Annotated in this window: 9 protein-coding genes and 2 pseudogenes; 4 read left to right on the forward strand and 7 right to left on the reverse strand. The window is 66.6% G+C overall.

The window, feature by feature from the left end:
* Nucleotides 1-80: 80 nt before the first annotated feature.
* The gene (locus AB0M70_RS30355) at nt 81-4,262 is read right to left on the reverse strand and encodes a LamG-like jellyroll fold domain-containing protein (protein ID WP_365824828.1); all 4,182 of its coding nucleotides are present in this window, start codon (nt 4,260-4,262) and stop codon (nt 81-83) included.
* Between the two features lie 1,324 nt (nt 4,263-5,586).
* Nucleotides 5,587-6,117 (reverse strand): sigma-70 family RNA polymerase sigma factor, encoded by a 531-nt coding sequence (locus AB0M70_RS30360; RefSeq protein ID WP_365824830.1) that lies wholly within the window; start codon nt 6,115-6,117, stop codon nt 5,587-5,589.
* 91 nt (nt 6,118-6,208) lie between these two features.
* Between AB0M70_RS30360 and AB0M70_RS30365 the strand changes: the two genes are divergently transcribed.
* Together AB0M70_RS30365 and AB0M70_RS30370 are read left to right on the forward strand one after the other, a co-directional pair.
* A protein-coding gene (locus AB0M70_RS30365; protein WP_365825296.1) for an IS5 family transposase occupies nt 6,209-6,999 on the forward strand; the annotation gives its coding sequence in 2 pieces (ribosomal slippage) (nt 6,209-6,533 and nt 6,533-6,999; 792 coding nt in all).
* Nucleotides 7,000-7,390: 391 nt separating this feature from the next.
* Complete coding sequence (locus AB0M70_RS30370) at nt 7,391-7,924, forward strand: CbrC family protein (RefSeq protein ID WP_365824832.1); 534 nt, start codon at nt 7,391-7,393, stop codon at nt 7,922-7,924.
* A 411-nt stretch (nt 7,925-8,335) separates the two neighbouring features.
* Here the strand turns inward: AB0M70_RS30370 and AB0M70_RS30375 are convergent, their stop codons facing one another.
* Both AB0M70_RS30375 and AB0M70_RS30380 read right to left on the reverse strand, forming a co-directional pair.
* A complete protein-coding gene (locus AB0M70_RS30375; RefSeq protein ID WP_365824834.1) occupies nt 8,336-9,064 on the reverse strand; it encodes a hypothetical protein in 729 nt (242 codons plus the stop codon).
* A gap of 61 nt (nt 9,065-9,125) precedes the next feature.
* Nucleotides 9,126-9,605 (reverse strand): annotated as a pseudogene (locus tag AB0M70_RS30380) (transposase); the annotation flags it as partial.
* Nucleotides 9,606-9,754: 149 nt separating this feature from the next.
* Here AB0M70_RS30380 and AB0M70_RS30385 point away from each other — a divergent pair.
* Nucleotides 9,755-10,049, forward strand: a pseudogene (locus AB0M70_RS30385) (transposase); the annotation flags it as partial.
* A gap of 10 nt (nt 10,050-10,059) precedes the next feature.
* Here the strand turns inward: AB0M70_RS30385 and AB0M70_RS30390 are convergent.
* The 3 genes from AB0M70_RS30390 to AB0M70_RS30400 all read right to left on the reverse strand — a co-directional run bounded on the left by AB0M70_RS30390 (nt 10,060) and on the right by AB0M70_RS30400 (nt 11,688).
* Nucleotides 10,060-10,380 carry a hypothetical protein gene (locus AB0M70_RS30390; RefSeq protein ID WP_365824836.1) on the reverse strand — a complete coding sequence of 107 codons (321 nt, stop codon included), beginning with the start codon at nt 10,378-10,380 and terminating at the stop codon, nt 10,060-10,062.
* A 249-nt stretch (nt 10,381-10,629) separates the two neighbouring features.
* Nucleotides 10,630-11,079 carry a hypothetical protein gene (locus tag AB0M70_RS30395; RefSeq protein WP_365824838.1) on the reverse strand — a complete coding sequence of 150 codons (450 nt, stop codon included), beginning with the start codon at nt 11,077-11,079 and terminating at the stop codon, nt 10,630-10,632.
* An 84-nt stretch (nt 11,080-11,163) separates the two neighbouring features.
* Nucleotides 11,164-11,688 (reverse strand): hypothetical protein, encoded by a 525-nt coding sequence (locus tag AB0M70_RS30400; protein ID WP_365824840.1) that lies wholly within the window; start codon nt 11,686-11,688, stop codon nt 11,164-11,166.
* Between the two features lie 637 nt (nt 11,689-12,325).
* Here AB0M70_RS30400 and AB0M70_RS30405 point away from each other — a divergent pair.
* Entirely contained in the window at nt 12,326-12,730 is a 405-nt protein-coding gene (locus AB0M70_RS30405; protein WP_365824842.1) for a hypothetical protein, read from the forward strand.
* Nucleotides 12,731-12,889 lie beyond the last annotated feature (159 nt).

A 12,889-nucleotide genomic window follows, 5' to 3' on the forward strand; every position in this document is an offset into this window, starting at 1 on the left:
CAGGACACCTTGAGGTGCTGGACCGGTATCTGCACCACCTGCCAGCAGCCGCTGCCCAGAAACCGCAGATCAGCACCAACTTAACGGAGTCCTACCAGTGGCTTGTCGTAGAAGGCCACCTCGTCGATCTCACCGGTGAAATTGCGGTAGCCCGATTCCTGGCTGTCCCAGCCGGTGGAGGAGTAGCCGCCGCCGATGAACACGTGCGGGTGGCGCAACGTCTCAACGCCGCTGTTCGACCTGCCCTGATAGTCGCCGTCCAAGAACAGCGCCTGGACACCCTCATTGCCCGTCAGCAAGACGTGATGCCACTTGTTGTCGGTGACGGATTCGTTGGACAAAATGCTGGTCGCGTCCGATGAGAACTTGCCCCGCAGCTTGCCGTCAGAGTCGATCAGCAGCATGGGCCGCCAGCCGGTCGGCGTATCACCGAACTCCGTGTTCTGATGGGTGATCAGCACACCCGGATCGGTGGTCTTGAACCACAGCTCCACGGACATCGCGGTGCCGGTGCCCAGTGACTCCGCGGGCACCTCCGCGGCACCGTCACCGGTGAAGCCTGCAGCGGTGTCGTCTCCGTCGCTGAAGATGCCTGCGCTGCCCAGCCGGACGCCGTCCAGGTAGCTCCCGTCCAGGCTTTCGCCCAGTGGACTGGACGCCTGGGCCCCGCTGCGTTCCCCCAGCCGCCAGTAGCCCGTGGGGCCACTGCGCTCGATCGTGTTCGCGTAGGAGGACGAGGAAGTCGAGTATGAGGGTGCCGAGACCTTCCACGTGCCGCCGTTGTCGTCGGTGTGCTGAGTCAGGCGCCCACTGGCAGGGTCATACGTGGCAGTGGCGTGCACACGGCCTGACGGCAGGGTCACCTTCTTGACCTGGCCGGTCGCGACGCGCGCCGCGTAGTGCTCGGCAACGGTGGCGGCGTCGACCGAGTGGCCGTAAACGGCGACCTCGTCCATCTGGCCCGTGAAGCGGTACTCCCCCGTGTCTGCGCCCATCCAGCTCGCACTGGCGTAGCCAGCGCCCAGGTAGGCGAAGTCGCGGGACTGTTCAGACACCGCGCCATCGATCGAGCCGACCTTCTTGCCGTCCAGGTAGAGCGTCTGCCCGGCTGCCGAGGCGGTCAGCACCGCGTGGTGCCAGGCGTTGTCGGTGACAGCACTGGCAGAGGTGATGGGGCCGCTCGCTCCGGTGCCCCCGATCCGGCGGAACTCACCGCGCAGCTTGCCGCTGGGGTCGATGTTCAGGACCGGACGATACGAGGTGGGCTTGTCGCCCAGCTCGGCGTCCTGGAAGCCGACGAGCACCCCGGAGGAAGTGTTCGTCTTGAACCAGAGCTCGATCGTCGGGTAGGCGGCGGCCTTGAGGGTCTCTGCGGGCAGTTCGACGGTCGAGTCGGTGCCGTCGAATCCGGCTGACCCATCCGTCGTCCCGGCGATCGCCGATCCTCCGCCGAGCTGGACGTCCCGGTAGAGCGCCTCATTCAGGCCGGTGTGCGACGCTGCCTCACTGGCCGCAGCGGCACCTTCGCGCTCACCGAGCCGCCAGTACGACGAGGGGGCGGCATCCAGAACTCCGCTGCGATAGACGGAGCCGTCCCCGTATTCGTACACCGTGCACTTGGTGTCCGAGGCGGGCGGGCACGCCTTCGTCAGCCGATCGCCGTCGTAGGTGTATCTCCAGGTCAGGCCTGGCGTGTTGGCGTCGACGGGACTCGTGGTGACCGAGTCGACATGGCCGCCGGACCAGGTGAAGCTCAGCGAGCGGCCCGACGTCCGGTCCGTCACCTTCTTGACCGGGCCGCCGTCCTCGGCCTGCCGGGTCACCGACTGGATGCGTCCCGCCGCGTCCTTGACCTGCGCCAGGACACCACTGGGCATGAAGTGGTAGGTGGCGCCGGAGCGTTCCCGAAGCACCCAGCCCTCGACCTCGCGCGCGAGGGAGAACGCTCCAGCCGATGGGCCGGCGTAGGTGCCGCCGGCATTGCGCCCGAACCGAACCTGGGACCCGTCGGCCAGTGTCACCAGCACGGTTGAGGTGTCCGGCTCCTCTCGCACCTTCATGTCCCAACGGGTCGACCACCCGGTGCCGAACGCGCCGCCGGAGCGTGGGTCGAGCGAGTTGTAGGTGCGGGCCACGGACAGCTCCGGGCCCACCGTGGTGACAGCCGCGTCCGTGGCCGCGGTGACGTAGTTGCCCGCCCGCGTGCCGATCTCCTTGCCGCCGTCCGCACCACCGAGATGACCGGTCACCGTCGGCTGCGGCACCTGCGTGGTCAGCAGCGCCGCACCGGGGCGCGCCGAGGTGGCATCCCCGTCATACACGTATGCGTACCAGGCGTAGGTCTTGCCCCACGACAACCAGCCGTCGGGGACCGCCCACTGCTGCTCCGCACTGCGGGCGCCCTTGCGGCAATTCTTGCGGAGGCTGCTGCCCTCTACCTCGCACACCTCGAACGTGTACTGCAGTTCGGTCTTGGGGTAGCCGTCCTCGTCCGTGCCCTTGGCCCACAGGGTGGGGGTGAGCGAGTCGACCGTGACGCCACTGCCCGGAGATTCGGCGGTCAGTTGCGGCGGAATGTTCACCGAAGCGATCTTCACCGCGGGTCCGGGAACGCCGGCACTGGTGAACCGGCTCACCCCGTACTCCGTCATCGTCCACTGCACGGTGTACGTGCCGGGCACCAGCGGGGCGATCTTCGCGTCCAGCGTCACGCTCTCACCGGGCGAGACCGCCTCCGGCATCTCCGTATACGCGATCTTCGAACTGTCGGTGATCTCCTTGCCCCCGGAGCTGAACAGGTTGTACCGCAGCTTGTAGTCGCCGCCCTTGGGCCAGGTCTCCTGGCCTCTGTTCGTGACGGTGACCTTCTCCACGCCGTGGCTCGTGGCGGTCACCGGCGCCGTGAAGTCCCCGAGCTTGTAGGAGGCACCGTACTTCGTCCAGGTCACGTCCAAACTGGGCTTGCCGTTGGGGTAGTCGTCCGACCCGAACTGCTTCCAGCCCTTGGAGTCGCTGGTGGACGCCTTCACGGCCAGGCCGTAGTTTTTCTTGCGGCCGTGCGTCCAGTCGTCGACCAGCTTGCGGCCGGCTGAACCGAGTTTGATGCTCTCCCATGCCGCGCCGCACGCCCAGGTCTCCGTGCCCGCCGGCCGCCAGCCGTGCGCGAAGCTCTTCGACGCCAGCGACGAACCGGTCGAGGGGCCGGGGTACTTGTCGGTCGTGGACTCCGACCAGTTCGACGTGATCGGGTGCACGGTGACCGGGCGCGCGGTGCACGACTGCGACCAGGTGTTGTACAGGGCCAGGTTGGCGTTGAGCACCCAGGCGTTCTTGAGCGTGCTTTCCATCCCGGTGAAGCGCAGGAACGCCGCGGCCTTGTGGCTGCCTCCGTCGTACGTGCCCGCCTTCAGCACGGTGTCCGAGGCGAAGTTCTGGTTGTACGGGTACTCGACATACGTGCCCGATGTGGCACCGAAGGACTTGACCGAAGGATCGACACGCACGGGGAACACCCGTTCCGGCGCGGCCAGCCAGTCCTCGTCCAGTTTCATCACCACGACCTGGCGACCGTTCTCCTCGGCCAGGCTGTAGGTGACACCCGACGAGACGGCCCCCTCCCTCGAACCGTTCGCAGAAGCGGAGTCCTGCATCCAACCGGGCGGCATCCACGCGTGCTGGGTGCCGTCCGCATCGGTGAATGCGATGCCGCCGTCCCCGTCGTCCTTGGCGGTCAGGCCTTGAAGCTCCAGCGGAAAGCGCCATTCCGCGGGCGCGTCCTTGTCCTTGAGGACGACGGTCTCCTTCACCGAGGAGCCACCCGCGACCAGTTCCAGATCCGAGCCGTCCCGCACCTCGGGGTAGGTGACAATGCTGCCCTCGACGCGACCCGCGACAGCGCTCGCGTCGTCCACGGCGTAGCCGACCGACCGCCCACTGCCGAGCCCCATCCGCACCAGCGGATCCGCGTCGGCGGCGCCGGCGAAGGAAACCGGCGACTCGGTCGACTCCGTCTCCCAGCCCGGCTCGATCTCGCTCATCGTCCGCGGTCCGGAGTCGTCCTGAACCAGCGTGGTGTCGATCGTCTTCCAGCTGCCGCCCTTGGCGCGGAAGTTGACCGGTTCGGTGTAGTAGCGGGTCGTGTAGGTGCCATCCGGGTTCTGGAACGTCCGCTGCCGTTCCTTGCGCTTGGCCTTGAGCTCCTTGCTGTGCTTGGCCGTGAAGCCCTGGGCCGCAGGGACAGCGGGCGCGTGTGTCTTGTTCACCGGGCCGGGCTTGGGCAACTTCGGAGCACCGCCCAGCCGGACCATTCCTGATCCCGCGTCAGCGGGCAGCTCACCGCGCCCCTCTCCGGGGGCCGTCGTGTCCGCCCTTGGCCACGGCGTCCGTCGACTTGGCAGACGCGGCGTGGCTGCGGCCGGCCGCAGAACCCCACCGCTGGTCGGGGGCAGCCCCGTTGCGGCCAGCCGCCAACCGGTCGACCGCCAGCGCAGCCTGCTCCGTCCCAGTCAGCACAGCCATCAGGAAGGCAACAGCAAAAACAAACGGACGTGCCGGACGCACGGAATCTCCCCAGCTCAAAGATCAAAAGCGGAGGTAGTTATAGGCATCTTCAAATAACCCGCACAAGTCATACACATGGTTCCACATGCATGAAGTGACAATGAACACGTCAATAAACGCAACAAACTGCACCAGTTCGGGCGTTGTTCATCCGGCCATGCTCAACCTCGCGGACACGCCCCCAACCAGTCCTCGAGATAGGGTTCATCAGCGGACTGCCGACCGCCCTGGACCGGCTCGCCACCGCGGTCCTGGCCCAATGGCGCACGAGGTGCCCCAACGCCCCTCGGAGAAATCTCGCTGCCACCTGCACCCACCTGATGTGACGTCCCGCCGCGTGGTGTATTCAGTCGAGCTCGCGTGGTTCCTGCGTCGGCAAGTCCTTTGAAGAGGGCATGGTGGAGACCAACTCGGGCGGCCCCCTGCCGGGGTGGCGCACGGTGGTCCTCCCGGGCCCGCCGTGCCTCCAAGTGCTCTGGTGAGAACGCCTCGAGGGGGCCGCGTTTGTGCGAGCTGGCCACCGTCACCGCCCTTGAGGGGACACGGCCGGTAATGGGGGCGGTCGGGGATTGTCCCTGCCGGAGCACGACGCCGGCGCCGGAGAGTCCTGCACTGCGTGCAACTCGCACGGCGGCACGAGGCACCCCTGGGCGTTGAGGACACGCGGTTGCGCCGGCGGTGCCAGGAGCCGCTCCGGGCGGGGCAGCCGATCGTGGCCTTCCTCAAGATCTCCATGTCGGCGGGCGGCGCGGTGTGTTTCTCCCTCTGCCTGCGAGGTGTGCCAAGCGTGCGCGATACACATGCCACACCAGGTACAGGCCCCTGGCCTCCCCTGCTTGTCGTGCGGTGGGCGTTGGGCCCTGCCGGTCGGCGAAGCGGGAGGGATCATCGCCCTGGGCCGGCTCTCGCCGGATACGCGCCAGCACAAATTGGCACAGCACGCCCAACGGCGAGCCAGGCGACTGCCCCGCCCCGACCATGCGGCAGCCAGCGACACCATGCCCAGGGCCCAGGCCAGCGTGAGGATCATGGCCCGCACTCCCCCCGCCCCGCCCGCCAGCGCCCCGCTGCCGCCGGCGCCGGGGATGGCCTGCCGCGCTGCGAGCACCGCGCACGCAAGGGCCAACCGGCCAGCACCGCGCTCACACCCACCAGCGTCTGGCGCAACCTCAAAACGGCCCGGTGCGCATGGACACCCACCGTGGCCGGCGCGCTGCCCAGGACCCGGGCCGCCTCTTGGTGGCTCATCCCCAGCTCCCGCTGCAGCAGCACCACTCTGCGCTGCTGCAGCGGCAGGCCTTCCAAGGCCTCCTTCACGGCATGGCGCACCAAAACCTGCGCAAGGACATCGGTGACCGGTTCCTCTTCCAGGCGTACATCTGCATCGAGCGAGGCGTAGCCCCGGACCCGCGCGTGCCGCTTGGCCGCCTTGTCCATCTCGTGGTCCATGACCTGGTAGAGGTAGGCCCGCAGGTGGCTGATCGGCTCGCGATGGGCGAGCACGGCCAGGAGCGCGGTGTGCACCACGTCCTCGGGATCGGCCGCGGAGCGTGGCACTTACTGTTTCTAACAAAAGCGGTTGATCATGTGACTGTTGGCGGCTCTGCTCGTTGGTCTGGTTGTGGCGAAACGTCAGTCGCGGCCGTGGATGGTGTCGGATGAACTGTGGTCGCTCATCGAGCCATTGCTGCCGGAGCCGGGTCCGAAGCTGGTGCAGGGCAGACCTCGGGTGCCGGACCGGCAGGCCTTGTGCGGGATCTTGTTCGTGCTGCACACCGGTATCCAGTGGGAGTACCTGCCCCAGGAGTTGGGCTTCGGGTCGGGCATGACGTGCTGGCGGCGGCTGGCGGCCTGGAACGAGGCCGGCGTCTGGGACCAACTGCACGTCGTCCTGCTGGAGAAGCTGCGCTCGAAGAACCAGCTGGACTGGTCCCGGGCGGTGATCGACTCCTCGCACGTGCGGGCGGCCCGGCGGGGCCCAAAAGCGGGCCCAGTCCGGTCGACCGGGCACGGCCGGGCAGCAAGCACCACGTCATCACCGATGGCCAGGGCATCCCGCTCGCAGTCTCGCTGACCGGCGGAAACCGCCACGACGTCACGCAGCTGCTGCCCCTGGTGGACAAGATCCCGGCCATCGCCGGGCGCGTCGGCCGGCCCCGGCGAAGGCCGGACGCCCTGCTGGCTGATCGCGCCTACGACTTCGACCTGTACCGCCGTCTGCTCTGGCACCGCGGTATCCGCCCCATCATCGCCGAACGAGGCCAGCCACACGGCTCTGGCCTGGGCATCTTCCGCTACGTCGTCGAGCGCACGATCGCCTGGCTGCACGGCTTCCGCCGTCTCCGCATCCGCTGGGAACGGCGCGACGACATCCACGAAGCATTCCTCAGCCTCGCTACCTGCCTGATCACTCACCGACACGTCCAACGTCTTTGTTAGGACCTCTTACACCACGCCCCGATAACCCCGGCCACCCACCAGACAAACCCACCCGGTGGCGCAGAAAAGGGGGCGGGAGCGGCGGGGCGCCCCGCCCGTGCAGCCGGACGGCCACGGCCCGGGGTGCCACCGCCCACCGGCGACAGCACCCCGAACCGTGGCCCCTTCAACGGCGGTGGAAGATTTCCGCGGCCGCGGTGATACCCGACGTGGCGATCGCGCCGGCCGTACCGGCGGCCACGGGCTTCCCCGGTACCCACACCAGGATGAGCACGTCCTACTGGCGCCACCACGCAGCGCATGAGCACCAGCGCGTCTATCCGGTGCCCGACCAGCGGGGATTTGCCCTAACTGCTTGATCGCGGGGCTGTCTTACGAACAGACTGCACCGGTGAACTCCGAACTTCCCGCCTTCCGCTATCACCCGGATCCGCTCGCCACCGGGTCCATCCGTGAAAGCGCCGAAACCTGTGCAAGCTGCAACCGCGCCACGGGATGGATCTACACTGCGACCTTCTACACCGCTCAAGAGGTCGGCGGACGTTTCTGCCCCTGGTGCATCGCGGACGGCAGCGCGGCTGAACGGTTCGACGGCGAGTTCATGGACTCCTACGGACTCGACGGTGTCAGCGAGGAGATCCTGCACGAGGTCACCCGCCGCACCCCCGGCTTCCACGCCTGGCAAGATCCACACTGGCTCGTCCACTGCCACGACGCGGCCGCCTTCATCGGCGAGGTCGGCTACAACGAGCTGGCAGCCCACCCCGAGGCCCTCGACCAGCTGAGGCAGGACCTGCGCATGGGCGGCTGGCACGATGCTGCCCAACTCGAGCAGTTCCTCACCCACCTTGGCGAAGGCGCCACCGCCATGCTCTTCCGCTGCACTGCCTGCCGCACCCACCTGGCCTACACCGACGCCTCATAACCGCCACTGAACTCGGCAGCCCACGAGATCGAACCGATCATCCCTTCAAGGGAACCGCACCCATATGGGATGGGCCCGGACGGCACGCCTACGCCCTCTTGGCAACCACCGGTGTAGCAGTGGAGATACCAGCGCGCCTCACCCGTGACGCGCCATGTCGAGCTCGGTACGGCGCGATGCTGCGGACGGGCGCTCCCGGCGGCGGGCCTAGGCGATCCTGCGGGTGTAATCCGAGCTCTCATTCACCGGGAGCATCTCGATGCGCCCCTGGCAAGCACCCCGGCGACTTCGAACTCGTGAGCGCCACCCGGCCGTTGCCTGGGTGCCTTCCGAACTCAGGCTCTGGCTCAACTTCTGTGAGCGGTAACGCTGCGTGCTGCTGAAACCCCACTGCACGTGCCTTACCTGCGCTCACTCCCCCGAAGAGGGGAGGTTCGCGGCTGTGTACTCCTCCGCGACGCCGAATCTGCTGGCACACCGCGGGCATTCAGCTTTTCCGAAGAGGTAGGTGAGACCGTTCGCGAGCCAGCTCTGGTCATCACGGACTGCCGTGTCGTACATCCAGCGTCCGGTGCCTACGAGGTTTTCCGGCGGCACGGGCTTCAGATCGCGTCGTTCAATGTCTCCGGCATGCCAGTCCCGGATTGCTGAGTACCGCCCGTGGCCGCCGATGGCGACAGTCACTTCCACGTCGCAGTGAGGGCAGCGCAGGTGGTAGAAGTCGTCCGAGAAGTCTCCGAGTACGGCACTCCAGTGGTACTGCCCAGTGGCTGCCAGCAGGTCACGGAAGGAATGCAGATAGCCGACTGGCCGCAATTTCAGGCGTTGGTCCAGTAGTGCCTGAAGTCGGGGCACCACGTTGGTGCAGCTTCTCAGTAGGTCGTCAGCGCCATGGTCCTGGAGGGCTCTCCGCATGATTGATCCGGCCAGGCTGAGCGCCTCAGGGCTTTTTGCACCGATCGCCACCAGCCGTGGAAGTGCGGCGAAGCTCGCCGGAACCACGGTCTCACCTTGGAGACATAGCGCATCCCAAAGGTCGTCCCATGCTTCGGCACCACTTTCGGTCTCCACCTGGTCCAGGAGCGCGGGCACCCGGCCGGCGGTTCCTAGGGGGTCGAGCACCTGCGTCCAGTCGATCACATGAGTATTCAATCGGCAGGGCACGGGTCATGGTCAAGCTGGGGCTGGAACCACGTGCTCGTCATGAGGCGAGCAGGACTCGCTTCCTCAGCAGGTCGAAACCAGCACGGCCGTACATCTGTCGCTTGAGCATCTTCATCCGGTTGACGTGGCCTTCGATGACGCCCGAGCTCCAGGGCAGTGTGAGGCCAGCGATGACGGCATCGCGATCTCTGTCGATGCCGTCGGCGAGGGTGTGGAGGCTGGGAAGGTCGTCTTGTCTGACCGAGGCGAGCCAGTCCTGCAGCCGCTGGCCCTGGCGGTCGGTGAGTATGGTCGCGAAGGAACGGACATGTCGGGTGAGCGCGTCGAGTTCGGGGCAATTGGCCCGTACATTCTTGAGCTGGAGCTGATCGGATTCGGTGAGAGATTCTGGTCGCCGCAGGATCCACCCAGTGACGGTCCGGGGCGAAGGTGGGCGGGCCGTCACGGGTTGGGGTGAGGTGCGTTTCTTGCGCATGTAGGAACGAACGCGCTGGTAGCTGCCCTTGTAACCCAGCGGACGGACGGCAGCAGCAGCTCCTTCACACGGAGCACGAGTACATCCACGGCCCCCACCCCTGTGGTTGCGCGTCGGCTGGCGGAGCGCGAAGTTACCACGGTGGCCTCCGAGGGGAAGAGATCCGTGTGCCCCGGCGGGATGGTGGACGAGGAGATAAGGCGTACTCGTCACGCCGCAACCGGCGTCGCTTGCGCCGACGACAGATCAAGCACACCATCCCCGAACCGAGAGACCAGCGGGCCAACCGTAGGTGCCGCGGCAGCCAAGGCGGCCGGCCCGCAGGGTTCGACAAGACGATCTACCGTCGCCGCAACGAAGTCGAGCGGACGATCAACCGGCTCAAGAACTTCCGAGCCGTCGCCACACGATTCGACAAGCGGGCGTATGTCTTCCCACGGGACGGTCACCGTGGCTGCCATCCGGCTATGGCTCCGTCCGCAGTGAGACGTCCCGTTCAGAGCGCCTCGGCGTCCGGGTAGTGGTGGCGCAGATCGCTGAGTACGCGCTCGTCCACAGCCCTGACATCCCACGAGGAGCTGTCGAACTCTGTGAGAACCACCATCAGTTCGTTCCCGGCGAACCCACGTGCTTCGGCGTCGATCAACTGCAGGAAAGGGGTCGTCAACGACAGTAGGGTCAACGTGTCCATCCCTGCGTCAGCGGACCTCGCCTTCATTTCGACGCAGCGAGGGTCGACGATCTCGTCGAACTCGACGCGCCACTTCAGGTCCAGGCCGAAGCTGCCGAGGCGAACCAGTAGTTCAGCCAGGGTCACGTAGTGCTTTCCGTGCCAGCAGGAAAGGTGACCCCCTTCATGCCCGCCCCTGCTTCGGATATCTCGCGCGCCATACGGCCCCCTCCCGTTCAGCGAACAGTAGGCCACGTCCCTCGTCAGCCCACACGAGCCATCGGACAGGCCCTAGCAGCCGTAGCGCGGCGGGGCCCCGTCCGGGGTGTGTCCGGGCGGGGCCTTGGTCATGCGGTGGGTGGGTAGACGGTTTCCCACGTAGCCGACGTCCGGCATTCAGAAGGGGCGCTTTCCATCGACGACCGCAAGGGTCCACCGGGCATCGTCGGCTGCCTGGATGGCCAACTGCTGCTTCACCGGGTCACCGTAGACCCTTCCGATGGTCACCGGGCTGCTGCACTTGATGGTGGTGGGGTCGTCCTTTGGGTTCGCCCTTTCCACTACCGTCACGGTCCTGGCGCCAGAGCACTTGACGTGTACGGTGTACACATTCTTGCCCGGAGTGAAGTCAGGGACATCCTCGGTTCCCTCTCCGTTGCGCACCTTCACCAGGTATGTGGCGTGATCAGGTAGCCGCATCCTCTTCTCCACGCTCTGCCCGTTGAGGCTCGGGGCAGACGAGGCCAAGGGCGAGCCGCTTGCTTGGGAAGGGGTGTCGTCGGCCTGAGAGCCACCGCTGGAGGAGCAGGCAGTGGCGAGCAGGAGGGGGAGCAAGACGACGGACACGGCCGCACTTCGGCCCATGAGCTTCTCCTACAAGAGTTGCGCCCGCCCGATGACTGTCCCATCGGGCGGGCAGGGAGAGGGAACCTAGCGGATGGTCCATCCCTCGCGGTACGGCGCCCAGAATTCCATGTACTTCTTGTTGCCGGCGGAGCAGTTGGTGTACCGGGTGGCGCTGTAGCCGTAGACCTTTTCCTTCTTGATGCCGTAGTCACCGCGGACCGTCTTGTGCGGCTTGACCTTGCCGGAGGTTTCGACTCCGAGCTCGGATGTCCAGCTCTTCTCGACTGAACCTTGCAGTGTGGTCTCGATCTTGCCGAGCCACTTGAGCTTGATTTCGCCGGTCACCGAGATGGAAGCGCCCCAGGTCGTCGTACCCGATCGCTTGGACGTGAACTTGTAGCCAATCGAGGATCCGCTGTTGTTCTTGGCGTAGGTCGAGTACTTGACGGACGTGGTGTTCTTCAGGTTCTGAGTGACGTGCACGAAGGGGCCGGTCGGGCACTGCTCGCTCGTTGGGTTCTTCTCATCACCAAGGTCGGGACCGTCCGCCTCCCCGGGGATCGGCAGGTCCTCGTCCAGTGCCGCGTCTGCACCTGCATCGGCTTCCACGCTTTCACCTGATGCAGGCTGATCGCGTACCGTGCCGGGCTCAACGGCCGCTCCGTCTGCGACAACCGTGGGCGCTACGGGAGTCACTCGCGAACGCTGATGCCGAACTCCCCATGATCAATAGTCCGGTAGACACCGCTATGGCTCTGCTCGCGACACTCCGCATGAAGTCCCCCTATGAAGTTCGACGCCCCCTTCGAACGGGGACGTGGTCACCAAGATCACAACATGAAGTCAGCCGGACACGCTAGGTACTTGGGTGAAACCTGAGGTTCCCTCTGCCCGAGGGATATGCCCGCACCGATTCGGGCCCGCAACACGCCCGCCACCAACGAGCAGGCAGCGCAGATACGCAAGAAGCAGGCCATTCAAGCGGGCTCCCACCGCCTGATCTCGCACACCCCGAAGGGCCCACCCGTTGCACGATGAGGCGGGTCCTTCCTCGTCGAGTTCCGCCAGGCCCGTAGCCGCTTACCCGCCGATCATGTCCCACACTGAGCCGCAGATCCGGCATGCCCGGAACCAACAGGCCCGCCGACACGCGGGCCTTCCTTATGTCACAGGATCGCGACTCCTCGTTCACACCCCCTCCACATGCCGCAGGATGCCCCTCACGCACAACATCCCAGGGGGGACCATGCGCACACGCACCACCATCCTCGCCATTGCCGCCGCCGGCCTACTCGCACTCACCGGCTGCGCCGCCCAGGACACCAGCCCCGACGCCGAGCCGGCGCAGACGACACGGGCCGAGAAGCCCAAGACCGACGACGCGCCCGCCTCAGACGCGGACACCGCCGAGGACGCAGGCGCGGAGACGGCCACGCTCCCGGACATGACCGGCAAGGGACTCCAATCCGCTCAAGACCTTGCGCAGGCCGCCGGGTTCTACTCCCTGACGTCTTCCGACGCCACCGGCGCCGAACGCATGCAGATGTTCGACCGGAGTTGGAAGGTCTGCTCACAGACCCCCGCCGCGGGCGAGCACCCGACGGACACAACCGTCGACTTCTCTACCGTGAAGCTCAGCGAGGAGTGCTGAGCGGCCAAGCGGCCCGGTCTCTCCCGTGAGAGGCCGGGCCTTCGCACGCCCGCAGGAGGTGGCCCGTGACGCGCCCCAAGTTCAGAAAGGGCGGCCTCATCACCGACGACGAGCGCGCCGAGATCATCCGGCTGCACGGCCAAGGCAAGGGCCGCAACG

Origin of the sequence: Streptomyces sp. NPDC051214, from assembly GCF_040682375.1 — a bacterium.
GTDB lineage: Bacteria > Actinomycetota > Actinomycetes > Streptomycetales > Streptomycetaceae > Streptomyces.

Excerpts from the sequence above, each read along its gene's own strand:
- AB0M70_RS30405 (WP_365824842.1), top strand. The coding sequence starts at position 12,326 with ATGCGCACACGCACCACCATCCTCGCCATTGCCGCCGCCGGCCTACTC.